Source organism: Leifsonia sp. NPDC056824 (genome assembly GCF_042789575.1).
Classification (GTDB): domain Bacteria; phylum Actinomycetota; class Actinomycetes; order Actinomycetales; family Microbacteriaceae; genus Leifsonia.
This window is the reverse complement of record NZ_JBHUAV010000001.1, coordinates 432364-456013: the sequence shown is the minus strand read 5'-3', so window position 1 is coordinate 456013 and position 23650 is coordinate 432364. Positions and strand designations below refer to the sequence as shown.

Sequence of the window (23650 nt, the reverse complement as noted above, 5' to 3'; positions counted from 1 at the left end):
CAGTATAGGAGGGGTCGCCCACGAGCCCGTCGCCGCTCACCGCGGCTCTCCTGCTCCCGCGAAGGCCAGCTCGCCGAGCCCGAGCAGCCGGCCGGCCGCGTCGACGGTGAGCACACCGCGTGCGCCGTTGCCGATGGCCCAGCGGATTCCGTCCTCGCCGAGCGCGAACACGGCCGTCGCCAGCAAGTCGGCCGTCGTGAGGTCGGCGGCCACGACGGTCGCGCTGCGCAGCCCTGTCGCCGCGCCGTCCGTGCGGCCGTCGACGATGTGTGCGCCGCGCTCGTAGGCGCCGGAGGTCGCCACGCCGCCGTCCCTGACCTCCAGCACGGCGAGCACGTCCGCGGGGCTCTGCGGGGAGCGCACGCCCACATTCCACGGCCGGCCCTCGCCCGGGCTGCCGGAGACCGCGACGTCGCCGCCCGCGTTGAGGCAGAAGTCCCGGAGGCCGCCCCGCGAGAGCGAGCGCGCCGCGTGGTCGGCCGCCCAGCCCTTCACGACGCCGTCGAGGTCCCAGGTGCCGTCCGGCCGCCGGATGCGGAACGCCCCGCCGGAGGCCTCCGCCATCGCCGAGCCGAGCCCGACGACCTCTGCGAAGTCCTCGCTCACCCCGGAGGTGTCGCCGCCGTCGGCGTTCACCCGGCTGAGCTCGCTGTCGGGGCGATACGCGGAGAAGCGCGCGTCGGCGTCTCGCAGCACCCGGAACGCGCGCTCCGCGGCCGCCGCGGCGACGTTCTCCTCGGCCTCCCGGATGTCGATCGACATCGGGATGCCCATGACCGTCTCGAGGAACCTCATCGCTGGTCGATGGCCGACTGCAGCGACTGGATGTAGCCCTCCGAGGTGTAGGTGGCGCCCGAGATGGTGTCGATCTTCGCCGACTGGGAGGCCATCGCCTCCTGCTGCAGCATCGGGATGGCCTGCGAGTTGATCTCCTGGTCGCGGCCGCTCTCGGTCGGGTACTGGATGGCGTCGATGGCGGTGATCTTCGTGCCGACGAACGTGACCTTCACCTGCACGGGCCCGTAGCGGGTGTCCACAGCCGTTCCGGTCACGGTCTTGGTCGCGGGTGCCGCAGCCGCGGGGGCCGATGCCGACGCGGAGGGCGTGGCGGTCGCGGTCGCGCTGGGGGTGCTGCTCGGCGTGGACGACGGCGTGGTCGCGGTCGCGTGCGCCGACGACAGCGCGGTGGTCTGCTCGCCGACCCCGTACAGCTTGAGGCCCACGGTGGCGCCCATCACCACCAGGATGATGGTGAACAGGACGGTCCCGCGCCACGACTTGTTGTTCATGACATGCTCAGTTCTTCTCGGTGGATGAAACGCTTGGGCATCCGCAGCTCGCGCAGCGAGGACTCCACCTGCTCGGCCATGCCTTCCGGCCCGCAGATGAACGCCTCCCAATTGTGGAGGTCGGGGATGATCCGCACGAGGTGGCCCGGGCCGAGCGGGTCATAGCCCAGCTGTGCGCGGCGGCCGACGAGCGGGATCACCGTGACGCCCTCCATCGCCTGCAACTCGCCGAGGAGCGCGAGCTGCTCCGGGGCGCTGACCCGGTACAGGACGACCGGACGGCCGCCGCGGTAGACGAGCTCCTCCGCGAGCGCCCGGATCGGGCCGATGCCCGCGCCGCCGGCGATCAGGAGCAGCTTGCCCCGGCTGGCGCGGTCGGCGGTGAAGTGCCCGAAGGGGCCCTCGGCGAAGACGAGCGTCCCGGGCTTCAGCGCGGTCAGCCGGCTGGAGTGGTCGCCGAGGGTGCCGACGGTGATGCGCAGCCGGCCGTTCGCCGGCACCGCCGACACGGAGTACGGGTGCGCCGTGCCGAGGTGGCCCCAGGCGAAGAAGCGGAACAGCAGGAAGTTGCCCGCGCGGACGCCGAGCCGGTCGACGTGCGGCCCTTCGAGCCAGACGCTGTTGAGGCCGTGGCCCTCCGGGACGACCGCGATGACGCGCATCCGGCTCTTCCACGCGTCCATCGTCGGCAGGATGAAGCGCCAGGTCAGCACGGCGGAGGCGGTGCCGAGGTAGAGGCCGATCCAGAGGATGCGGTTGACCGGGTTGCCGATGAAGTGCACGCCCGCGCTGAGCTGGTGGAGGAAGGTGAGGAAGATCGCGACGTAGGTCGTGAGGTGCAGCCAGTACCAGACCTCGTAGGACAGCTTCGTCCGGATCAGGCGCGCGCTGGAGAGCCCGACCGCGAGGAACGCGATGGTCCCGACGAGCGCCCAGAGCATGTCGGGATACGAGTAGTAGACGGTCCAGAACTCGTCCCAGGGCGTGCTCTTGTCGATGACCTCGCTGCCCAGCACGATGAAGACGACGTGCGCGACGATGAGGAAGATCACCGATGCGCCGAGCGACCGGTGCCAGGAGACCAGCTTGTCGAGTCCGACCGCGTTCTCGAACCACGGCACCCGGGCGATCAGCAGCACCTGGTAGCAGACCAGCAGCGCGCCGACCAGGCCGCTCAGCTCGCCGAGCGAGGTGATCGCGTTGGCGGGCGTGGAGGCGAAGTTCGCGGGGACGCTGAACCACCACATCCCGAGCACGGCGATGACGCTGGCACCGAGCAGGATGCGCACGGTGAGCGCGCCGCGCCGGTGCCGGGTCGCGGCGCCGCGGCGCGCACGGGGACGCCGTGCGGGTGCCGTCGTCGCGGCCCAGGTCTCTGTCATGCCTCCAACGATGCTGGTCGAATCTTTGTGGATTCTTACGTCGGCTGAGAACGGCCTAAGGATCGGCTATGGAGTGGGCGGCGCGCCGTGACCCGTGCCGCCGCCGGTCGCCCGCGGGGTGCGACTACGGTGTGCGCATGAGCTTCGCTCTCCTGGCGCTGGTGGTGGCCGTCGGCCTGCTCGGCCCGCTGGCGGCCGCGCGCTCGATCTGGCGCGTGCCCGTGGTGGCGGGGGAGCTGCTCGGCGGCCTCCTGATCGGCGTCTCCGGGTTCCGGCTGGTCGACCCGGCGAACGACGACTTCCAGCTCCTGGCCGCGATCGGCTTCGGGCTGACGATGGTCGTGGTCGGCTCGAACGTGCCGGTGCGCGACCCGGATGTCCGCGCTGCGCTCGCCCGCGGCGCACTCGGCGCGGGACTGGTCGGCGCGGCCTCCGCGGTGCTGGCCGCCGTGCTCGCCGCCGTGGCGCACTCCGGCAACGGCCTGCTCTACGGGGTGCTGCTGGCCTCGTCGTCGGCGGCGCTCGTGCTGCCGATGCTGCAGTCCGTGAACGTGGACAAGCGCTCGGCCGCCCAGCTGGTGGCGCAGATCGCCGTCGCGGACGTCGTGTGCGTGGTACTCCTCCCGCTGGTCGTCGAGCCGCAGAGGGCGCTGACCGCCGGGATCGGGGTGCTCGTCATCGCTGCGCTCGCCGTGGGGCTGTGGGTCGCGCTGACCCGCTGGGTCCGCTCCGACCACCGCCGCGTGCTGCACGCCTACTCGGAGCGCCGCCGGTTCGCGCTGGAGCTGCGGCTCAGCCTGCTGGTGCTGTTCGCCTTCGCGGCGATCGCCCAGTTCGCGCAGCTCTCGATCATGATCGCCGGCTTCGCCCTCGGGCTGGTGCTGTCGGCGGTCGGCGAGCCGCACCGGCTGGCGCGGCAGCTCTTCGGGATGACGGAGGGCTTCTTCGGTCCGCTCTTCTTCGTCTGGCTCGGCGCCTCGCTCGATCTGCGGGCGCTCGTCGCGCACCCGGCGATGATCCTGCTCGGCGTCGCGCTCGGCGTGGGGGCGGTGCTGGCGCACCTGGCCTCGCGGTTCGCCGGACTCCCGTGGGCGCAGGCCGTCGCCTCGGCCGGCCAGCTCGGGGTGCCGGTCGCCGCCGTGACGCTCGGCTTCCAGGCGCACACGCTGGCTCCGGGGGAGGGCGGGGCGATCCTGCTCGGCGCGCTGATCAGCCTGGCGACCTCGGCCGTCTCGGTGGCGGCGGTGGCGCGGCGGGCGGGAGGAGCCGTCCGGGCTACGCCAGCGTCATGAAGAGCTTCTCGAGCTCCTCGACGGTCATCGGGTCGGTTGTGTCGTCCGGGTCGTTCAGGCACTTCTCCATCGCGGTGGCGATGATCTGGAAGCCGGCCTTGTCGAGCGCGCTGGAGACCGCGGCGAGCTGGATCACGATGTCGCGGCACTTCCCGCCGCTCTCGACGGCGGCGATCACTGCGTTGAGCTGACCCTGCGCGCGGCGCAGCCGGTTCAGCACGGGCTTGACGTCGGCAGGAGTGCGGTCCACGGTCAGCTCCGTCCGAACAGGCGGCCGAGGAAGCCGGCGCCGGTCGCGGTCGTGGGCTGCTCGGCATGGCCGTCGCACCACTGCGCCGCCGGCACGTTCCTGCGTACGTCGTCGACGTGCTGTCCGCAGCCGTTCCAGGTCGTCTTGCCGCAGGTGGAGCAGGTGACGGGATAACACATGAGCAGGGTCCTCTCTCGGGGATTCGGGATACCCCCGGAGGTATAGTACGATACCGGCGGGGGTATGCACAATCCGCCCCGAAACCCCGCACGGAAGAAGGACCATCCCAGTGAGAACGATCATCGTCGGCGGCGTCGCCGGAGGCATGTCCGCCGCGACCCGGCTGCGCCGCCTGGACGAGTCGCGCGACATCGTCGTCTTCGAGCGCGGGCCGTACGTCTCCTACGCCAACTGCGGCCTCCCGTACTACGTCGGCGGGGTGATCCGCGACCGGTCGTCGCTGCTGCTGCAGACGCCGCAGTCGCTGGCCTCCCGGTTCCGCCTCGACGTCCGCACCGGTCACGAGGTGCTCGACGTCGACGCCGCGCGGCGCACGGTGACGGTGCTCGACCTCGCGAATGGCGGGACGTCCACCGAGGGCTACGACGAGCTGATCCTCGCGGTCGGCGCCTCGGCCCGGGAGGCGGCGGGACACTCCGGCATCCCCACGCACACGCTGCGCACGGTGGAGGACGTGGACGCGATCGGCCGGCTGGTGGACGCCGCGGCCGACGAGGCGTCAGCGGTGGTCGTGGGCGGCGGGTTCATCGGTCTAGAGGCGGTAGAGAACCTGGTGCGGCGCGGCCTCCAGGTCACCCTCGTCCAGCGCGGGTCGCACCTCCTGAGCCCGCTCGACCCGGAGATGGTGGCGCCGCTGGAGGCGCAGCTCCGCAGCCACGGCGTCGACGTGCGCACCGGCGTCACGATCGACACGGTGGAGGACGGGGTCGTCCTCCTCGACGACGGGAGCGTGCTGCGTCCCGGCTTCATCGTGGACGCGTCGGGCGTCGTGCCGAGCGTTGATCTGGCGCGGACCGCCGGTGTCGCACTCGGCCCGACCGGCGGCATCGCGGTCGACGCGCGCAACCGCACCAGCGACCCGCACATCTATGCCGTCGGCGACGGGGTCGAGAAGGTCGACGCGCTGTCCGGCCGGGAGGCGCTCGTCACGATGGCCGGCTTGGCCAACCGGCACGGCCGTTCGGTCGCCGACGTGATCGCGGGCCACGACGAGCGCAACACGCCCGCGCTCGGCACCGCCATCGTGAAGGTGTTCGACACCATCGCAGCGAAGGTCGGCTGGAGCGAGCGGCAGCTCGTGGCGGCCGGCCGCGAAAACCGCGTCATCCACACCCACCCGACGTCGCACGCGACCTACTACCCGGGCGCGCAGCCGATGTCGATGAAGCTGCTGGTCGACCCGGCCAGCGACGCGATCCTCGGCGCGCAGGTCGTCGGAGGGGAGGGCGTGGACAAGCGGATCGACGTCATCGCGGTGGCGATGGCAGGCGGCATCACCGCCTCCGGGCTCGCGCGGCTGGAGCTCGCGTACGCGCCGCAGTTCGGCTCAGCGAAGGACCCGGTGAACCAGCTCGGTTACGTGGCCGACAACCTCCGCACCGGCACGACCAGCGCCATCCAGTGGCACGAGCTCGACGCGGCGCTGACGGCGGGCGCCACTCTGGTGGATGTCCGCAGCGCGGGCGAGCACGCGGCCGGCGCGATCCCCGGCGCGGTCAACATCCCAGTCGACGAGCTCCGCGACCGGCTCGTCGAACTGCCGGCCGGGCCCGTCGTGGTGCACTGCCAGGTGGGGCAGCGAGGGCACACAGCGGCGCGCATCCTGGCGCAGCACGGGTTCGGCGTCGTGAACCTCGACGGCGGCTACCGCACCTGGGCCGCGGGGGCCACGACGCGGGAGCGGGAGGCCGTCGCCGCCTAACCCCGTGCTCGTCTAGGTCTCATCGGAATGCCCCTCCTGCTCCGGCTCCCCGGTGACGGCGAGGATGACGTCCTCCTCCAGCTGTGCCAAACGGTGGCGGCGATCGACGCCGAACAGGTAGACGGCGTCCAGCAGTCCGAGGGTGTTGCTCAGCAGCAGCGCGACGAACCACGGCTTGCTGCCGTTCCGTGCGGCGCGCCAGAGCGAAGCGCCCTTCCAGGCGAGGCTCCAGGCGACGACCGCGACGACGAGCGCGCGACCCGCGGGCGGCACGCCGTGCATCCCCATCCGGGGTGATCCGATGTGGTCTCTCATGGGGTCATTCGACCGCTGGCGGGTGGGGTGCGGCAAGAGGTGGAGGGCCCGGGGTGGCGCAGCAGCAGATTGATGGTTTAGTATTTCAGAGCGGGTTGCAGTAGCGGCTCGAAGTAAGCCTGGCAGTCATCCGGACGGTTCGACGAGCCAGGCTCGCGCATTTAAGGCGCGAGGGTCTTGATGTCGGCGATCATCGGCTGCACGCGACGGTGCCACTCTCCGCCCTTGTAACAGCACCAGGCGACCATGTCGCTGATCCACAGGAGCGCGTGGTCGTTCGGCGCGGTGTGCTCATAGCGGAGGGCGTACCCGCCGTTCCGGTCGAGCGCCGCCGCGATCATCTGACGGTCCGCCTTCTCGAGGGAGGCGTCGCGTTCCAGAATCAGGTGCGCGCACTCAGCGGTGACCAGATCGTCCACGAGCGCGTCGATGCAGAGGGGGCGAGCTGCGCGATCGGGTTGGCCCCTGACCTGGTAGACGACAACAGTCAGTTCCAACCTCAGGACCTCGGAGATCAGCTTACGTTTGCTGGAGTCCGACTCCTTCGTGAAATGGATACGGCGTTGGCCCGGGCGGTTGAGCGTACGAATCGTCCTGTCGAGTGCGGCCGCGTCGTGTGGCATCACGACCGCTGCGGCGATGTAATAGCCCTTGGCTTTGCACTCGTCGACATACACGCGTGCGCCCCTCGCGAACCCTGTCACGCTACCCTCCCGACACGGAAAGGGCTCCGGAAACTCCTTTCGTGAAATCCAGTGTCTCAGGTTTCCTAGCCGCCCCGAAAGATCTCCACCGCCTCCCGCACCGCATAGGCCACGATCACGAGCCCAGCAACCGGGTCCGCCCACCACCAGCCGAACAGTCCGTCGAGCACGATGCCCACGAGGACGGCGGTCGCCAGGATGCCGTCCACCAGGGTCACCCGACCTTCCGTGATGAGCACGGGGTTGCCGAGCCGGCGGCCGGTGCGGGCCTTGCCGAAGGCGAGGGCGAACATCACGAGCGCGGTCACGGCCGTCCAGCCGACCCCGCCGGGAGTGGGAGCGGCGCGGTGGTCGGCGATCAGCGCCACGACGGCCTGGACGAGGAGGTAGGCGGCCAGCAGCATGAATGCGACCCCGATCAACCGCAGGGCGAGGCGCTGGCGGCGCTCGCCGGCGCCGGTCAGCTCCCAGATGACGACGACGCTGGCGAAGATCTCGATCAGGCTGTCCAGGCCGAAGCCGAGCAGCGCCACCGACGCGCTCGTGTACGCAAGGACTGCGAGCACGACCACGCCGACGACGTTCCAGCCGAGCGTGACCGCCTCCAGCCCGATGCCGAAGCGGGTCAGGCGGCGGCGGGTCGCGTGGTCGAGCCGCGCGTCCGTCATCGCGGGGGCGCCGAGGCCGCGGGGACGAGTTCGAGGCTCAGCTCGTCCAGGTTGCGGAGGTGCGACGTCGCGTGCTCCCGGGCGGCCTCGGTGATGCGCTGGGCGTCGGCGAGGGTCGCTGCGTCGACGGTCAGTCGTGCGCTGCCGTGCAACCGGTGGCCGACCCAGCGGAGCTGGACGCGCGGCACCGCGGTCACACCGGGGGTGTCCTCGAGCGCGTGCTCCAGCCGGCCGACCAGCTCGGGCTCGATGCCGTCGAGGAGGCGGCGGCCGATGCTGCGGACCGTGCCCCACAGCAGCACGATGATCGCGGCGGAGATGAGGAGGCCGACGATCGGGTCGGCGAGCGGGAAGCCGAGCATGACGCCGATCGCGCCGATCACCACGGCGAGGGAGGTGAAGCCGTCGATGCGGGCGTGGACGCCGTCCGCGACGAGGGCGGCGGAGCCGATCCGCTGGCCGACCCTGATGCGGTAGACCGCGACCGCCTCGTTGCCGGCGAAGCCGATGAGGCCGGCGACGACCACCCAGCCGAGGTTCTCCAGCGGGTGCGGGTGGAAGAACCGGTCGATCGACTGCCAGGCGGCGACGATCGCGGACAGCGCGACGACGGCGATGATGAACAGCCCGGCGAGGTCCTCCGCGCGGCCGTAGCCGTAGGTGTAGCGCCGGGACGCGATGCGGCGGCCGAGCACGAACGCGACCCAGAGCGGGACGGCCGTCAGCGCGTCGGAGAAGTTGTGGACGGTGTCGGCGAGCAGCGCGACGGACCCGCTGAACCCGACGACGATCGCCTGCAGCAGCGTGGTGCCGAGCAGGACGAACAGGCTGATCTTCAGTGCGCGGACGCCCTCGGTGCTGGCCTCCAGGGCGTCGTCGATCGAGTCGGCGGCGTCGTGGGAGTGCGGGACGAACAGGCCGTAGAGGAAGCCTTTGAAGCCGGTGGGGTGGTGGTGGTCGTGGTCGTGGCCGTGCTCGTGGTCGTGCTCGTGGTCATGGCTGTGGTCGTGCCCGTTGTCGTGCTCGTGCCCGTGTTCGTGGTGGGTGTGCGTCTCTCCGCTCATGCCGACGCCTCCACATGGTGGTGCCGCGGCGTCCCGCCGAGCGAGTGCTCGGCCTGGAAGATCGCGTCGGTGACCAGCCGGCTGGCGTGCTCGTTCTCCAGCCGGTAGAACACCCGTTGGCCGTCCTGGCGCGTCGCCACGATCCGGGCGAGCCGCAGCTTGGCCAGGTGCTGGGAGACGGCCGCCGGCTGCTTGTCGAGGATGTCAGCGAGGTGGTTCACCGACAGCTCGCCGGCGTCGCGGAGGGCCAGGATGATCCGCACCCGGGTGGCGTCGGCGAGCATCCCGAACACCTCGACTGCGAGCTCGACGAACTGGCTGTCGGGGAGACGTCCGCATATCGGCTTATCTGCATCCATACGCAGATACTAACTCATCGAAGGGTACGTAAACGCCCCTAAAACCCGGTTTTAGGGGCGTTTACGTACCCTTCGACGCGGGGAGGTCAGGCGTCGGGGCGGCGGAGGACGAGGAAGCGGACGCCGTAGGGGCCGATGCTCAGCGGGAAGCTGCTCAGGTTGTCGACCGTCGTCACCTCGCTGTCGTCGCCCGCGTCGATCACGGTCGCGCCGAGCGGCAGCGCGTCCGACCGCACGGTGCCGTCCACGGCCTCCGCGCTCATGTTGAGCACCGTGAGCTGCATGACCGGCAGACCCTGCTCGTCCAGCGACTCCAGCTCGTGCACGAGCACCAGCATCCCGGGGTGCGCCACGTCGGGCACGTCGACCTGGCGGGCCGTCGCGATGCCGTAGCGGGAGCGGATGCGCAGGAGGTCCCCGAGCCCGCTCGCGAACGAGTCCGGGCGGGCGAGCTGCTCGGGGAGGGTGCCGTACAGCGACCGGGATCGCGGCATACCCGAGGCCGAGCGCTCCTCCTCGGGGGCGACCCCGAGCAGGTCGTGGGCGCCGCGCTCGATCCAGCGGGTGTCGCCGTCGGCGATCAGGTCGGCGACCTGCTCCCTCGGGACGGTGAGCGAGCCGAGCAGGTCCCAGCCGGACATCGCGAACACACCGGGCTGCCACGCGTTGAAGGCAGCGAGCAGCAGGTGCGCGTCGCGGATGGCCGGGACGTCCGCCTCCGTGATGGAGTCGAGCGTCGTGTGGCCCTGCGTCGCGGCGATGAGGGAGGCCGTGGTGCAGGCGATCCCGTTCGTCGTGAACACCAGGTTGTAGTCGGCGGCCGGCCCGGTCAGCGCCTCGACAAGCTCCGACCGGATCAGCTCGGCCAGCTCGCCGCCCGGCATCTCCTCGTACCGGAACGGGTACAGGTCGTTCTTGTGCAGCGTCGCCCAGTGCACCAGCTCGTAGGTGAGCTCGTCGTGGTTCTGGAGGCCGTGCACCAGGCTCGCCGGCTCCACTCCCAGCTCCAGCGAGGTCCGCAGGGTGAGCCGCAGGAACTCGGTGTCGCCCGTCGCGAGCGCGTGGTGGTAGGCGGGCCGGTTGATGAAGTCGTAGGACAGGTCGGCGCCGACCGCGCCGGTGTCACGGATGTCCTCGACCGTCAGGTTGAGCTCCTGGAAGGTGAAGCCGCCGACCTTGCGGACCATGCCCGCGATGACGTGGTTGGCCGCGTGCGAGAGCGGGTGGCCCTCCGACCAGGCCGGGAGGCCCTCCGCGCTCTTCTCGACGCCGAGGAAGCCGTTCGCGTCCAGCCGCAGCGCGCTCGTGCCGAGGTCGCCGAGCGAGTGGAGGGCGTCGCCGATCACCAGCCGCATCCCCGAGAACGTCGGGTCGAGCCAGTTGACCGACGGCTGGCCCTCCTTGAAGTAGTGCAGGTAGACCCAGCGCCGGGTGACGCCGTCGACGCCGACGACCGGAGCGGTAACGCTCCAGTTGGTCTCCTTGACGCCGGGGGCGTAGAAGATGACGCGCTGCAGCTCGCCGATGATGTACCCGCGCTCGGCCAGGGAGGCCTCCGTCGCGGGGTCGAGGTTGACCGAGTCGCGGTGCTCGGGCACCTCCGGCAGCAGGTGCCACTCCTCCGGCGGGATCTCGACCATGTGGTAGATGCCGGGGTAGTCCTTGTACGCCATCTCGGCGAGGCGGAAGTCGGCGCCCTTGCCGGTGTGACCCGGCACGATGTCGTCGATGACGACGCCGCCGTGCTCCTCGGCGACGTCCGTCATCCGCTGGAAGGTCTCCTCGTCGCCGAAGATCGGGTCGATCTGGGTGCCGATCCGGTCGAAGTGCCCGTCGACGCTCGGGGTCTCCTGCCAGCCGCGGATGCCGCCGGCGCGCTTCACCGGGCCGGTGTGCACGCCGTTGATGCCGATCCGCTCGAACACGCTCCACAGCTCCGGGTCCGCGAGGGCCGCGAGGAAGCTCTGGTCTCTGCGGGTGATGAGCGAGATCGGGTACGCGGTGAACCAGACGTCCGAGGTCGACACCGCGCGGCGCGCATCGGGCCGCGCGTACGGGTTGCGCCACATGCTCGGCGATCCCGAGACCTGACGGCTGAGCACATCGGCGTCCTTCAGCATCGACTGGCGCACCAGCCACTGTACGTACGCGGGGTTCAGCCCGTTCGCCGCGCGCGGGTCGGAGACCGTGCGCCGGATCGCGCCGCCGCGCAGGTTCGCGCGCGGCCGCAGCCGGCGCGGCCGGGCCGGGTAGAGCTGTTCGTCGTAGGTGATCTCGGTCGATTCGGGCTCTGCGCCCTCCGCGGTCTCGTCCATCTCTCTCCTTCCGGCCGCTGCCACCGTATCCCTTTCCGCCGAGACGTGAGCAATCGTGGAAATCGCACCCGCGATTTCCGCGAATAGTCACGTCTCGTTGGTTCGCCAGGGGAGGGGGAGGGACTGGGCGGGGGAGTCCGGGGGGACGATGAGGATGCCGGTGGCGGCGGCGAGGCCGCGCAGCATGGCTGCGCCGCGCCAGCGGGCGACGACGGCCCGGCCGTCGACCTCGGAGTACGGGACGAGCACCGTCGTCCCCGCCCGGCCCTCGACCGCGGCGTCGCCCGCGGGTCGCGTCGGCAGGGGAGGCCGCCCCGCGAGCCCCGCGAGCAGCGGCTCCACGAGGGTGATCGCCGAGAGCATCGCGGCGAGCGGGTTGCCCGGGAGTGCCGCGACGAGGCGGCCGTCCGGGAGCTCCGCGATGCGGGTCGGGCCACCCGGCCGCATCGCCGCGCCGTCGACCAGCAGGCGTGCGCCGAGGGCACGGAGGGCGTCGCGGAGGTGGTCGGCCGAAGACGTCCCGGTGCCTCCCGTCGTCACGATCAGCGCCGCGTCGGCGTCGCGCAGTGCCGCCACAGTGTCCTCCAGCCGATCGGGCACGCGGGCCGTGCCGTTCACCCGCCCGCCGAGCATCCCGATCAGCGCGGGGAGCTGCACGCCGAAGCTGTCGCGCACGAGCCCTGGCGCGGGCGCACCGGAGGTCACGACCTCGTCGCCGGTGAAGACGAGAGCAACCGAGGGGACAGCCGCCACGAGGAGGTCGTCGGCCCCGGTCGCCGCCGCGAGGGCGACGTGCGCCGGGTTGAGCAGTGCGCCCGCGGCGATCAGCCGTTCCCCGGCCAGCGCCTCCGTGCCGGGGTGCCGGATGTGGTGGCCGGGCCGCGGCTCGCCCGCCACGATCGAGCGCAGCACCCCGCCGGCGACCTCCCCGCTCTCGCTGCGCAGCACGGCGAACGCGTCGGCCGCCACGAGAGCTCCCGTGACGATCGGGATGGCCTGGCCGCGGCCGGGGTCCGAGTCCACCAGGCTCCACGGCCCGTCGCCGGCGACCAGCCAGCCGTCCATCGCCGCGGACGCGAAGTGCGGGAGGTCGATCGGCGACACGAGGTCGGCAGCCAGCCGCCGCCCGATGGCGTCGTGCAGCGGCACGCTCTCAGGCGGGAGCGCGGTCCCGGCGGCCGCGGCGATGGCCCGCGCCTCGTGCCAGAACGGCCGTCCGTCGTGGCCGCGCGTCATGCCCATTCCCGATCCTCTTCCCGCAGTATTCGAATGACCGCCGCGGGCATTCCGGTAGGGTCTCACGCTACGCCGTGGTAAGCCTGGAGCATGAGTCGCACGACATCGCGAAAACAGATCACGCGCATCGTCGTCGGCGAATCGCGCAGCCACCGCGAGGACGTGCTGGCCGTCGAGGAGCCGCTGGAGATCCGGGTCACGGGGTCGCCGCTCTCGATCACCATGCGCACGCCGGGCAGCGACTTCGACCTGGCCGCAGGCTTCCTCGTCTCCGAGGGCGTCGTCTCCCACGGCGACCAGCTCAGCGCGATCCGCTACTGCGCGGGAGGCCCGGTCGACGGCGAGAACACCTACAACGTCCTCGACGTGACGCTGGCGCCAGGAGTCCCGCGGCCGGACGCGAGCCTCGATCGCAACTTCTACATGACCAGCTCGTGCGGCCTGTGCGGCAAGGCGAGCATCGACGCCGTGCGCACCCGTTCCGCGTACCCCGTCGACGCCGACCCGGTCGCGATCACCGACGAGCTGCTCACCACGCTTCCCGACCGGCTGCGCGAAGGACAGGCGATGTTCGAGAAGACCGGAGGCCTCCACGCCGCTGCCCTGTTCGACGCCGCGACCGGCGCGTTGCTCGTGCTGCGCGAGGACGTCGGCCGGCACAACGCGGTCGACAAGGTCGTCGGCTGGGCGCTCAAGGAGGACCGCCTCCCGCTCAGCGGGACCGTGCTGATGGTGTCGGGCCGGGCGAGCTTCGAGCTGGTCCAGAAGGCGTCGATGGCCGGCATCCCGATCCTCGCGGCGGTCTCGGCGCCGTCGTCGCTCGCGGTCGACCTGGGCCGGGAGCTCGGCCTCACCGTCGTCGGGTTCCTTCGGGGGTCGTCGATGGTCGTCTACTCCGGAGGCGAGCGGATCACGGAGACCAAGCAGAAAGCGATGGCCTGATGCCGAAGACCGACGTCAACCCCGGCGACGAGTACCCCGACCTGGAGGTCGGCCACAACAAGAAGTGGGCCGTCGGCGTGCCGGCCATCCTGCACTCGATGGAGCCCGCCATCCGCGACATGGGTCCGGCCCGCACCGCGAAGCTGATGACGGCCATCAACCAGAAGAACGGCTTCGACTGCATGAGCTGCGCGTGGCCCGACCCGGGCGACCGCAACATCCTCGAGTTCTGCGAGAACGGCGCGAAGGCCGTCACCTGGGAGGCCACCCCGATCACGGTCCCGACCAGCTTCTGGGCCGAGAACTCGCTGACCAGTCTGCTCGGCAAGTCGGAGTACTGGCTCGGGATGCAGGGCCGCCTCGTGGAGCCGGTGCACAAGCCGGCCGGCGCCGACCACTACGAGCCGATCGGCTGGGACGAGGCCTTCGCCCTGATCGCCGACCGCCTGAACGGCCTCTCCTCGCCCGACCGGGCCGCGTTCTACACCAGCGGCCGCACCGCCAACGAGACGGCGTTCGCCTACCAGCTGTTCGCCCGCGCGTTCGGCACCAACAACCTCCCGGACTGCTCGAACATGTGCCACGAGTCGACGGGGACGGCGCTCAGCGAGACCATCGGCATCGGCAAGTCGACCATCGCCTACGACGACTTCGGCAAGGCCGACCTCATCGTCGTGATGGGCCAGAACCCCGGCACGAACCATCCGCGCATGCTGACCGCGCTGGAGGAGGCCAAGCGCAACGGCGCCACCATCGTCGCGGTCAACCCGCTGCCAGAGGCCGGGCTGATCCGCTACAAGAACCCGCAGAAGCCGCGCGGCATCATCGGCAAAGGTACCCAGATCGCCGACCACTTCCTGCAGATCCGGTCGGGCGGCGACATGGCGTTGTTGCAGGCCGTTTCGCAGCGGGTGCTGGAGGCCGAGGACGCCGCTCCAGGAACCGTGCTCGACCACGAGTTCCTCGCCGAGCACACCCTCGGCCTGGAGGAGTTCCGCGCGCACATCGCGACGCTCGACGACTTCACCGTCCTCGAGGCAACCGGGCTGACCCTGGAGCAGATCGACCTCCTCGCCGACCTCTACATCCGCTCCGAGCGGGTCATCATCACCTGGGCGATGGGCCTCACGCAGCAGAAGAACGCGGTCGCGACGCTCAAGGAGCTGATCACGCTGCTGCTTCTGCGCGGCAACATCGGCAAGCCCGGCGCCGGTGCCTCCCCGATCCGCGGGCACAGCAACGTGCAGGGCGACCGGACCATGGGCATCTGGGAGCAGATGCCGGCGAAATTCCTGGACGCCCTCCAGGCCGAGTTCGGCTTCGACCCGCCGCGCGCGCACGGCTTCGACGCGCTGCAGACGCTCGCCGGCCTCCAGCGCGGCGACATCGACGTGTTCTTCGCGATGGGCGGCAACTTCGTCGCCGCGATCTCGGACACCGCCGCCGCGGAGGCCGCCATGCGCGGCGCCGGCCTGACCGTGCAGGTCTCCACCAAGCTGAACCGCTCGCATGTCGTCACCGGCGAGGAGGCGCTGATCCTGCCCACGCTCGGCCGCACCGAGGTGGACCTCCAGGCCGGCGGCCCGCAGTTCCTGTCGGTGGAGGACAGCGTGTGCGCCGTGCACGCGACGCACGGCAAGATCCCGCCGGTCGCGCCCGGGTTGTTGTCCGAGGTGGCGATCGTGTCCCGCCTCGCGCAGGCGACGCTCGGCGGCAGGCACGGGATCGACTGGGCCGGCTTCGAGGCCGAGTACGACGTCATCCGCGACCACATCAGCCGCGTCGTGTCGGGGTTCGGGAGTTTCAACGCGGACGTCCGCCGCAAGGGCGGCTTCGTCCTCCCGAACGGCCCGCGCGACGAGCGCCGCTTCGACACGGCGACGGGCAAGGCGATGATCACGGTCAACGAACTGGAGCCGCTGGAGCGCCCGGAGGGCCGGCTGATCCTCCAGACGCTGCGCTCGCACGACCAGTTCAACACGACGATCTACAGCCTCAACGACCGCTACCGCGGCATCAAGAACGGCCGCGACGTGATCTTCGTCAACCCTGACGACCTGCTCGAGCTCGGGCTCACGGACGGCCAGCGCGTCGACATCCACAGCGAGTGGCCGGACGAGGTCGACCGGGTGCTGGCGAACTACCGGGTGGTGTCGTACCCGACCGCGCGCGGCTGCGCGGCGGCGTACTACCCGGAGGCGAACGTGCTGGTGCCGCTGCAGAGCGCGGCGACCGGAAGCAACACCCCCGTGTCCAAAGCGGTGATCGTCCGCCTCGTCCCGGTCTCCTGACCGCCGAAGGGCACGTAAACGCCCCTAAAACGCCGTTTTAGGGGCACTTACGTGCCCCTCGACGGCGAAACGGGGGTAAGTGTGGGGCATGCCAAGCACTCACGAACGCCTGCCGGACAACCCGGCGGGCTGGGCCACGGACCCCGGTGCGCTCGTCTACGGCCTCGACCTCTCGCGATTCGCCGACAGCGACGGCGACGGGTTCGGAGACCTCCACGGGGCGATGGGGCACCTCGACCATTTCGCCTCGCTCGGCGTCACCTGGATCTGGCTGCTGCCGTTCTACCCGAGCGAGCGGCGGGACAACGGCTACGACGTCGACGACCACCTCGCCGTCGACCCGCGGTTCGGCGACCTGGACGACCTCCGCACGTTCCTCTCCCGTGCGCACGACCACGGGATTCGCGTGCTGATCGACGCCGTGCCGCACCACACCTCCGACCATCACCCGTGGTTCCTCGCCGCGAGAGAGGATACGAACGGCCGCGCGGGAAAGTTCTTCGTCTGGAGCGACGACGACTCGACCGAGCCGGGGGACCATCCGATGTTCCCCGGCGAGGAGGAGTCGGTCTGGACCTTCGACGAGCGCGCCGGGCGCTACTACCATCACCAGTTCTATTCGTTCCAGCCCGACGTCAACGCCACCGACTCCGACGTCTTCGAGGAGATCGTCCAGCTGCTGACGTTCTGGCTCGGCGTCGGCGTGGACGGCTTCCGGATCGATGCCGCCCTGCTGCTCGTGCAGGGCAAGGGCAGGCCGGACACGGATGTGGACGACGCCGTCTTCTTCGACCGGTTGCGTGCGCGACTGCGGGAGATCCGCCCGGACGTGGCCCTCATCGCGGAGGCGAGCGAGCCGCCGGAGGCGATGGCGGCGCTGATCGAGAACGACCGGTTCGACGCGGTCATCGACTTCAGCCTCAACAACGCCACCTTCCTCGCCCTGGCCCGCGGGCAGGCGCAGCCGATCGCGGACGCCCTGAGCCGCCTCGACCGCAGCATCCCGGGTGAGTCCCGGCTCAACTTCGTCCGCAACGCCGACGAGCTCGATCTGTCGCTGCTGAGCGACGAGGAACGTCAGGAGGTGTTCGACGTGTTCGCCGTGGGAGACGACTCCGTGATCTACGGCCGCGGCATCCGGCGCGGCTGGGCGCCGATACTCCAGCCCGCCCAGCGGGTACGGATGACGCTGAGCCTCCTCCACGCGCTCCCCGGCGTCCCGCTGCTGCTGGCCGGGCAGGAGCTCGGCCAGGGCGACGACTTGAGGGTCAGGGGCCGCGGGGCCGCCCGCACGACCATGCAGTGGGACGACTCCGCGTGGGGCGGCTTCACGGCGGCAGCCGAGTCACCGCTGACGCTCGGCGCCCAGGTGGACGGCCCATTCAGCTTCCGCACGGTCAACGCGCGAGCCCAAGACGGCGACGACGGGTCGATGCTGACGCTCGCCCGCGAGCTGGCCCGGGTGCGGCGCGAGGCGCACGCCGACGCCGGCGGGTGGACGGTGGTGGACGGGGGCGACCCCGCGGTGCTGGCCCTGCGGAGGGACGGCCTCCTCACCCTGCACAACCTCTCCGGCAGGGAGGTGACCGTGGAGATCGGCGCGGGACGTCACGCGGCGCTGGCCGACGGCTGGGACGGCGGGACGCTGGCGCCCTACGGGTTCGCCTGGCTGGACTGACCCCGGCAGACTCAGGGGTTGCGGTACACGCCGTGGTCGCCGACTCGTCGCCACCGGCAGTAGAGCACGCCGTCGATCGTGACGAGCTCGAAGGTCGCGCGTCCATCCGGGGACGCGAACGACCAGGTCATCTCGTAGATCCCTGGCGCGCCCCGCATCGACTTGACGCGGAGGGAGGCCGGCCAGCCGCCCGACGGATTGAGGGCGAACGCGTTGCAGGCGGGCGCGAAGCTGTTCTTCACGACGTCGCGGAAAGCGCGCTGATGCTCCGGCTTGAGTCTCTTGAAATCGGTATCGAACGCGGGAGTGGTCTGAAACCTCACGACGCCGACGGACCGGTGGAGCTGTCGGCGAGCGTGTCGAGAGCCGACAGGAAGTCGTCGGTGGATTCGTGCGACGTCACCGCGCCCGCGGCGATGTAGGCATCGACTTCGCGCTCGCGCTGCTGCCAGCGGTCGGTCCAGAACCATGCCTGCTCCGCCGGGACGGGAACGGTCGGGCGCAGCTCGATGACACCGTCCTCGCGTTCGGTGACCTCCATCTGCGCACCCTCGGCATCCAGCCCGAGGCGGCGGCGCAGTTCAGCCGGCAGGGAGACGACTCCTCGCCCCTGGATCGCCACATAGCCGTGATACGTCATGCGCCCATTCTCCCACGAACACAGCATTGCGGAAAAGCGGAATTGCGGAATTGCGGCATTACCGTCTGGCATCGAATCCTTGGCCCTTACGCCTCCGGCCGCCCCCGCTCCGGCCGCGCCCGCTTCAGATAACTCCGCGACCGCGCCACCTGGTGCTCCAGCGCGTCCACGGTCTGCGACATGCTCGTGATCGCCTGCCCCCGGTACACGTCGATCCCGTCCATCGTCGCGAACACGTCGTCGAACGCGCGCTGCAGCACCTGCGCGTCGACGGCGGAGGTGGTCTGCTCCTTCTGGATCTGCTCCGTCTGGTCGCGCAGCACCTCGCCGGTGCGGCCGATCAGGGCGTTCGTGCTCTGGTGGAGGGCGCCGAGCTGGTCGATGACGAGGCGCTGGTTCTCCAGGGCCTGCGCCACGACCACGGCGGTGCGCAGCGCGGAGACCGTGGTGGTCTTGGCCCGTTCGACGCCTTTGATCAGCTCGACGTTGTTCTTCTTGATCACGTCGAGGGCGAGGTAGGCCTGCACGGACACCGCGATCTGGGTGGTGAGGTCTTGCCGGCGCTGGCGGATCGGGAAGAGCGCCTCCTTCTCCAGCGTCGCCGCCCGCACCGGGTCGGTGAGGCGGAGGTCGTCGGCGCGCTCCACGGTCGCGCGGTCGAGCGCGGCGGCCAGCGTGACGTACTCGTTCAGCCGTTCCGTCGTCTTCCAGAGCGCCGTGCGCTCGTTCTCGATCTCCTCGTTGTCGCGGCGCAGCCACTCCTCGCCGTGGTCGAGCGAGACCACGATCTGGTCGAGCTGCTTCTGCGCCGACTCGAACCGCTCGACGTACTTCCGGAGGCGGCGGCCGCCGGGCATGCGCGCCAGCATCCGGTAGCTCTTGCTGGTGTGCTGCGGATCGAAGTCGCTCACCGTCGCCCGCAGCGCCTGGAGGGTGCGCAGGACGCCGTACTGCGGGTCCGTCCGCACCGCCTTGCCGCGCGCCGCCGCCAGTGCGGTCGCGGGGCGGCTCAGGAGCTGCCGGGAGGCGTTGCTCGACTCCTGCATCTCGGTGTCGCCGAGGCGGGAGAAGCCGGTGATCTTGCGGCGGAAGGCCTCACTGCCCGGGTCGGCGGCGGCCAGGTCGCGGATCCACTCGCGCGCGCGGGACTCCAGCTCGGCCGCCCGCTGCGGCGAGACGCTCATCATCCCCATCGCGCGCTCGTCGGGAAGCTCCGGCACCGCCTCGGGCGGCTGCAGCTCGTCTCCCTGACCCGCATCCATGTCGTTCTCCTCCCACCAGGACCGCAACCCCTCCAGGGTAGGCCGCGCACCTGCGTGAAGGGTAAGGTCTGCCGGATGGACGGGATCGAGTTCGCACGGGCGACCGCCGCCGACGTGCCGGCGATCGTGGCGCTCGTGCACGAGGCCTACGATCCGTACGTCGCACGCCTCGGGGTCGTGCCGGCGCCGCTGACGGCGGACTACGCCGCGATCGTCGGCGACGGGAGGGCGGCCGTGGCCCGCAGGGACGGGTGCGTGGTCGGCCTGCTGGTCAGCTCAATGCACCCGGGTTGCGTGGAGGTCGAGAACATCGCGGTGGCCGGGAGCGAGCGCGGCTCCGGGCTCGGGACCCGCCTGCTCGACCTCGCCGACGAGCAGGCCAGAGCGGCCGGGGCGAGCGAGGTGCGGCTCTACACGAACGCGGGGATGACGGAGAACGTCGCGTACTACCCGCGCCGCGGCTTCCGCGAGACCGGGCGCCGTCGGTCGGACGGCTACGACCGGGTGTTCTTCACCCGCGGCGTCGCGCCGGCGAGCGACTGAGTCGTTCCCGCCGATGGGCCGCCCCGCTGGCAGCCTCCCCATCCCGGTGGGATACTCGCGGCATGGGCAGCACCACCACCGACCGCGCGTCCTTCTTCGACGGGCTCGCGGCCGAGTTCCTCCAGCACTACACGCGCGGGCCACGGTTCATCGCGGTCACAGGTGTCGCCGGCGCCGACCTCCCCGCGGCGGCGGACGCGCTCGCCGAGGCCCTGCGCGCGTCCGGCCAGGAGGCCGAGCGCACCCACGCGACGGCGCACGTCACCCCCGACGGCCTCCGCAGCGACGTGGTGACGCCGTTCCGCACCGCGTCCCCGGAGGGCATCCTCGTCGTCGACGGACCCGGCCTGCTCGGCGAGACCCTGCGCGGGTTCTGGAACTTCTCGGTCTGGATCGAGCACGACCCGGAGCGCGACGCCGACTGGTCGTTCGTCGCCACCGGACGCAAGGACCCGCTGGGCGCGCCGCGGGAGGTCGCCTCCGTGCTGTTCGACGACGCCGACCCGGAGCGGCCGCGGCGGCTGTTCGCGGACTCCTGCTGACGCGCTAACGCGGCCGGTCGAAGCGCGCCCCCACCGGATTCGACGGCAGCGCGGTGAGCACGAGCTGCACCACCCAGCCGAACGGCGCGAACGAGATGAAGTACAACGGCCCGGCCAGGTTCGCGTCGTGCAGGCGGCGCCAGATCAGGGCCAGGTGCGGCACCAATGTCGCGAACACCCACACGATCCACACGGCCAGCAGCACCCAGAAGAGCGGGCCGACGACGCGCGTGGAGCCGGTCATCCCGAGGCTCCCGCTCAGGCGGCCGATCACGACGACGAACGTCCAGTAGACGATCGCCAGGAGCACGTCGAACAGGAAGAACCACCAGTACTCGCTGCGGCTCGCCCGTCCGGTGAAGTCGGCGTACTTGGTGAAGAACCGGCGGATGGCATCGCCCATGTTCGCGCCGTAGAGCGGCGCCCAGAGCGGGGCGGGGCCGGACGGCGGCGAATGCGGCGGCGGGGCGGGTGGCGGCGGTGTCGACATCGGCTCCTCCTCTCGTGAGGCTACGAGTACAGGATGCAACGGTGTGCCGTTCCCGGCACCAGCGGCTTCGCCCGCGCGGCGGGACAGACGCGACACGACGCCCGCTCAATCGAGCATCGTGCCCAGTCCGGGGGCCGGGCCGGGTTAGAGTTGGCCGCTGGGGGGACCGCCGCATCGAACGGATCGAGACCCCCGCATGCCACGTCAGGAGCGCGCCGAGCGCAGCCGCGCCAGCATCCTCGAGGCTGCCGCGGACGAGTTCGACCAGCACGGCTACGCCGGAGCGCGACTCGAGCGGATCGTCGAGCGCACCGGACTCACCAAGGGTGCGGTGTACTTCCACTTCCGGTCGAAGCTCGACCTGGCGGAGGCCCTGGTCGTGGAGAAGTACGGCAACTGGCCGGCCATCGTCTCGGAGGTCGACGCGAGCGGTCTGCGCGGCGTGGCGGCTGCGGCCGAGCTGACCAGGAGGGTCGGCGCGGTGTTCGCCTCGGATGTGCGGGTCCGCGCGGCGATGGCGCTCTCCCAGACCATCCTTCCGCCAGGGCCGGACGCCGACCCCTACGACCACTGGGTGGGCGTCGTCGCCGGCTACCTGGAACAGGAGCCATCGCTTCCGCAGGGGCTCACGCCCCGCGAGGTCGCCGTGGTAGCGGTCCAGGGCTTCTTCGGCGCGTACATGATCGCGGCGGAACGCGGACGCCTCGACGAGCTGCCTGCCGACATCGACCGGCTGTGGAGCGCGCTGGGGGCGCTCGCCGCGAAGGGCTCCTGAGCGCAGCACCGCGCGTCGCGACGGGATGTGGCGGGTCGCCGGCCGCCGGTGCGATACGTTCCTCCGTGCTGACCACTCTCGATTCCGCATTTCCTGGGGGGAACCAATGAAGAAGATCTCTGTCGTCGCCGCCGCCTCGATCGTGCTCGTCGCGGCGCTCAGCGGGTGCTCCGCGTCCACGCCGGCCCGCGCCAGCAAGCCGACCCCGACGGCCACCAGCACCGCTGCCGCGCAGACCCACGCGCAGGCGTGCGCCATCGTCATGAAGACGATGAAGGATCTGGCGTCGAAGCAGGGCGAGGCTGCGGCCGCGATGTCCGACCCGTCGAAGGCGCAGCAGATCCTGGACGAGATGTCCGCCTCCTTCGCGAGCATGGACTCGGGCGTCACCAACCCGGCGGTGAAGGTCAAGACCCACGCCGCCGCGGCCGCCTTCACGGACTACGCGGACTACATCAAGAAGGTGCAGGCCGACCCGTCCACGGTCGACACCAAGGTGCTCACCGCCAAGCTCACGACCCTGTCCGACACCTCCACGGCCGTCGGCAAGGAGTGCGCCGCGGCCTGAGCCGCTCCCACCCGCCGAGGGGCACGTTGTTGTCACTTTCGTGCGCGGAAAGTGACAACAACGTGCCCTTCGATGGCGGGGTGGCGCCGCGTCAGAGGGCGGTGAGCTCCTCGCGGACGAAGCGGGCGAACTGCTCCGCCGCCGCGGGCTGCGAGCGGGTGCGGTTGCGGGCGATCCCGATGACCCGCTCTGCCTCGTCGGCGAGCGGCACAGCCACGATCCCCGGCTCCGCGGGCGTGTCGGGGATGAGCGCGACGCCGACGCCGTCGCGCACGAGCGCACGCAGGGTGGCCAGCTCGGTGACCTCGATCACCGGCGACAGCACCTCGCCGTGCGCCGCGAAGTAGGCGTCCGCGATCGTCCTGAGACCCGACCCCGGCCGCAACGCGACCAGTTCGGCCTCCGTCAGGTCGGCGAAGGTGGCCTCCGTGCGCGCGGCGAGCGGATGCCCGGCCGGCACGCCGAGGACCAGCCGCTCCGCGGTCAGCGGCACCCACTCGATGTCGGGGTCGCGCGGGTCGGGGCTGAGGAAGGCCAGGTCGGCCGAGCCCTCACGCAGCGCGTCGAGCACAGTGTCCGCGGTCCCGCCGCGCAGGGCGAAGCGGATGTCGGGGAACAGGCTGCGGTACTCGCTGACCACGCGCGGCAGCAGCCAGCTCCCGAACGACGAGACGTAGGCGAGGGAGACGATCCCGGCGGCCGGGTCGCGGAGGGCGTCGATGCGGGCGCGCGCGGTGTCGAGCTCCGCCTCCGCGCGTGACGCGTGGGCCAGCAGGATCTCGCCGTACTGGTTGAGCTCCAGGTGCCCGCGGCGGCGGTCGAACAGCTCGACCCCGGCCTCGGCCTCCAGCCGGGCGAGGGAGCGGGACAGGGTGGACTGCGAGACCCCGAGCGTCTCGGCGGCCAGGGCCAGGTGGCCCTCCGCCGCCAGCGCCCGGAAGTGGGCGATCTCGTCGATCCGCATGCACACCATCATGGCCCACCCGGGACGGCCCCGCCGCGGGAGGCGCCGGCCGTCCCCCGGACGAGTGCTCAAATGAGCGGTCTACCCCTGTCCGAGTTCTCTGTACGTTCACTCACAAGACAGTGCGCCGTTCTCCGCT

General features: G+C 71.1%; 26 protein-coding genes. 9 read left to right on the top strand and 17 right to left on the bottom strand.

Features of this window, described 5'->3' with window-relative positions:
* Positions 1-36: 36 nt before the first annotated feature.
* The 3 genes from ACFRFH_RS02350 to ACFRFH_RS02340 are packed head-to-tail and all read right to left on the bottom strand — an operon-like array spanning position 37 to position 2671.
* Entirely contained in the window at positions 37-795 is a 759-nt protein-coding gene (locus ACFRFH_RS02350) for an FAD:protein FMN transferase (protein ID WP_382461403.1), read from the bottom strand.
* Positions 792-1289 carry an FMN-binding protein gene (locus ACFRFH_RS02345; RefSeq protein WP_382461402.1) on the bottom strand — a complete coding sequence of 166 codons (498 nt, stop codon included), beginning with the start codon at positions 1287-1289 and terminating at the stop codon, positions 792-794. The genes ACFRFH_RS02350 and ACFRFH_RS02345 overlap by 4 nt, the downstream gene beginning before the upstream one ends.
* Complete coding sequence (locus ACFRFH_RS02340; protein ID WP_382461401.1) at positions 1286-2671, bottom strand: ferric reductase-like transmembrane domain-containing protein; 1386 nt, start codon at positions 2669-2671, stop codon at positions 1286-1288. The genes ACFRFH_RS02345 and ACFRFH_RS02340 overlap by 4 nt, the downstream gene beginning before the upstream one ends.
* Positions 2672-2808: 137 nt before the next feature.
* On the opposite strand from ACFRFH_RS02340, the gene ACFRFH_RS02335 reads away from it, so the two are divergent.
* Positions 2809-3963 (top strand): cation:proton antiporter, encoded by a 1155-nt coding sequence (locus ACFRFH_RS02335; RefSeq protein ID WP_382461400.1) that lies wholly within the window; start codon positions 2809-2811, stop codon positions 3961-3963.
* Here the strand turns inward: ACFRFH_RS02335 and ACFRFH_RS02330 are convergent.
* Positions 3947-4213 (bottom strand): metal-sensitive transcriptional regulator, encoded by a 267-nt coding sequence (locus ACFRFH_RS02330; protein WP_382461399.1) that lies wholly within the window; start codon positions 4211-4213, stop codon positions 3947-3949. The genes ACFRFH_RS02335 and ACFRFH_RS02330 overlap by 17 nt on opposite strands.
* 2 nt (positions 4214-4215) lie before the next feature.
* Positions 4216-4392: a hypothetical protein gene (locus tag ACFRFH_RS02325; protein WP_382461398.1), complete on the bottom strand. Its 177-nt coding sequence runs from the start codon at positions 4390-4392 to the stop codon at positions 4216-4218.
* A gap of 110 nt (positions 4393-4502) precedes the next feature.
* On the opposite strand from ACFRFH_RS02325, the gene ACFRFH_RS02320 reads away from it, so the two are divergent.
* Positions 4503-6155: an FAD-dependent oxidoreductase gene (locus tag ACFRFH_RS02320; protein WP_382461397.1), complete on the top strand. Its 1653-nt coding sequence runs from the start codon at positions 4503-4505 to the stop codon at positions 6153-6155.
* A gap of 12 nt (positions 6156-6167) precedes the next feature.
* Here ACFRFH_RS02320 and ACFRFH_RS02315 read toward each other — a convergent pair whose 3' ends face one another.
* The 7 genes from ACFRFH_RS02315 to ACFRFH_RS02285 form a co-directional block, all read right to left on the bottom strand.
* Positions 6168-6470 (bottom strand): DUF5652 family protein, encoded by a 303-nt coding sequence (locus tag ACFRFH_RS02315; RefSeq protein WP_382461396.1) that lies wholly within the window; start codon positions 6468-6470, stop codon positions 6168-6170.
* 161 nt (positions 6471-6631) lie between these two features.
* Positions 6632-7147: a hypothetical protein gene (locus ACFRFH_RS02310; RefSeq protein ID WP_382461395.1), complete on the bottom strand. Its 516-nt coding sequence runs from the start codon at positions 7145-7147 to the stop codon at positions 6632-6634.
* A 92-nt stretch (positions 7148-7239) separates the two neighbouring features.
* Entirely contained in the window at positions 7240-7842 is a 603-nt protein-coding gene (locus tag ACFRFH_RS02305) for a cation transporter (RefSeq protein WP_382461394.1), read from the bottom strand.
* Positions 7839-8906, bottom strand: coding sequence for a cation diffusion facilitator family transporter (locus ACFRFH_RS02300; RefSeq protein WP_382461393.1), 1068 nt, complete (start codon positions 8904-8906; stop codon positions 7839-7841). The genes ACFRFH_RS02305 and ACFRFH_RS02300 overlap by 4 nt, the downstream gene beginning before the upstream one ends.
* Positions 8903-9265 carry an ArsR/SmtB family transcription factor gene (locus ACFRFH_RS02295; protein ID WP_382461392.1) on the bottom strand — a complete coding sequence of 121 codons (363 nt, stop codon included), beginning with the start codon at positions 9263-9265 and terminating at the stop codon, positions 8903-8905. Before ACFRFH_RS02295 ends, ACFRFH_RS02300 begins: the two co-directional genes overlap by 4 nt.
* 86 nt (positions 9266-9351) lie before the next feature.
* The gene (treS, locus tag ACFRFH_RS02290) at positions 9352-11580 is read right to left on the bottom strand and encodes a maltose alpha-D-glucosyltransferase (protein ID WP_382461391.1); all 2229 of its coding nucleotides are present in this window, start codon (positions 11578-11580) and stop codon (positions 9352-9354) included.
* An 87-nt stretch (positions 11581-11667) separates the two neighbouring features.
* Entirely contained in the window at positions 11668-12822 is a 1155-nt protein-coding gene (locus ACFRFH_RS02285) for a molybdopterin molybdotransferase MoeA (RefSeq protein ID WP_382461390.1), read from the bottom strand.
* A gap of 84 nt (positions 12823-12906) precedes the next feature.
* Between ACFRFH_RS02285 and fdhD the strand changes: the two genes are divergently transcribed.
* The 3 genes from fdhD to ACFRFH_RS02270 all read left to right on the top strand — a co-directional run bounded on the left by fdhD (position 12907) and on the right by ACFRFH_RS02270 (position 17727).
* Positions 12907-13758 carry a formate dehydrogenase accessory sulfurtransferase FdhD gene (fdhD, locus tag ACFRFH_RS02280; RefSeq protein WP_382461389.1) on the top strand — a complete coding sequence of 284 codons (852 nt, stop codon included), beginning with the start codon at positions 12907-12909 and terminating at the stop codon, positions 13756-13758.
* On the top strand, positions 13758-16049 hold the full coding sequence (locus tag ACFRFH_RS02275) for an FdhF/YdeP family oxidoreductase (RefSeq protein WP_382461388.1): 2292 nt from the start codon (positions 13758-13760) through the stop codon (positions 16047-16049). Before fdhD ends, ACFRFH_RS02275 begins: the two co-directional genes overlap by 1 nt.
* Before the next feature lie 88 nt (positions 16050-16137).
* Positions 16138-17727, top strand: coding sequence for an alpha-amylase family glycosyl hydrolase (locus ACFRFH_RS02270; protein WP_382461387.1), 1590 nt, complete (start codon positions 16138-16140; stop codon positions 17725-17727).
* 11 nt (positions 17728-17738) lie between these two features.
* Here ACFRFH_RS02270 and ACFRFH_RS02265 read toward each other — a convergent pair whose 3' ends face one another.
* The 3 genes from ACFRFH_RS02265 to ACFRFH_RS02255 form a co-directional block, all read right to left on the bottom strand.
* Positions 17739-17969: a hypothetical protein gene (locus ACFRFH_RS02265; RefSeq protein WP_382461386.1), complete on the bottom strand. Its 231-nt coding sequence runs from the start codon at positions 17967-17969 to the stop codon at positions 17739-17741.
* A gap of 77 nt (positions 17970-18046) precedes the next feature.
* Positions 18047-18367 (bottom strand): AbrB/MazE/SpoVT family DNA-binding domain-containing protein, encoded by a 321-nt coding sequence (locus tag ACFRFH_RS02260; RefSeq protein WP_382461385.1) that lies wholly within the window; start codon positions 18365-18367, stop codon positions 18047-18049.
* Between the two features lie 86 nt (positions 18368-18453).
* Complete coding sequence (locus ACFRFH_RS02255) at positions 18454-19629, bottom strand: toxic anion resistance protein (RefSeq protein ID WP_382461384.1); 1176 nt, start codon at positions 19627-19629, stop codon at positions 18454-18456.
* A 75-nt stretch (positions 19630-19704) separates the two neighbouring features.
* Between ACFRFH_RS02255 and ACFRFH_RS02250 the strand changes: the two genes are divergently transcribed.
* Both ACFRFH_RS02250 and ACFRFH_RS02245 read left to right on the top strand, forming a co-directional pair.
* Positions 19705-20172 (top strand): GNAT family N-acetyltransferase, encoded by a 468-nt coding sequence (locus ACFRFH_RS02250; RefSeq protein ID WP_382461383.1) that lies wholly within the window; start codon positions 19705-19707, stop codon positions 20170-20172.
* 62 nt (positions 20173-20234) lie between these two features.
* Positions 20235-20714 (top strand): hypothetical protein, encoded by a 480-nt coding sequence (locus tag ACFRFH_RS02245; protein WP_382461382.1) that lies wholly within the window; start codon positions 20235-20237, stop codon positions 20712-20714.
* Between the two features lie 4 nt (positions 20715-20718).
* On the opposite strand, the gene ACFRFH_RS02240 is transcribed toward ACFRFH_RS02245, so the two are convergent.
* Positions 20719-21204 (bottom strand): DUF805 domain-containing protein, encoded by a 486-nt coding sequence (locus ACFRFH_RS02240; RefSeq protein ID WP_382461381.1) that lies wholly within the window; start codon positions 21202-21204, stop codon positions 20719-20721.
* A 196-nt stretch (positions 21205-21400) separates the two neighbouring features.
* On the opposite strand from ACFRFH_RS02240, the gene ACFRFH_RS02235 reads away from it, so the two are divergent.
* Together ACFRFH_RS02235 and ACFRFH_RS02230 are read left to right on the top strand one after the other, a co-directional pair.
* Complete coding sequence (locus ACFRFH_RS02235; protein WP_382461380.1) at positions 21401-21979, top strand: TetR family transcriptional regulator; 579 nt, start codon at positions 21401-21403, stop codon at positions 21977-21979.
* A 106-nt stretch (positions 21980-22085) separates the two neighbouring features.
* On the top strand, positions 22086-22547 hold the full coding sequence (locus tag ACFRFH_RS02230; RefSeq protein WP_382461379.1) for a hypothetical protein: 462 nt from the start codon (positions 22086-22088) through the stop codon (positions 22545-22547).
* A gap of 91 nt (positions 22548-22638) precedes the next feature.
* Here the strand turns inward: ACFRFH_RS02230 and ACFRFH_RS02225 are convergent, their stop codons facing one another.
* Positions 22639-23511, bottom strand: coding sequence for a LysR family transcriptional regulator (locus tag ACFRFH_RS02225; protein ID WP_382461378.1), 873 nt, complete (start codon positions 23509-23511; stop codon positions 22639-22641).
* Between the last annotated feature and the right edge of the window lie 139 nt (positions 23512-23650).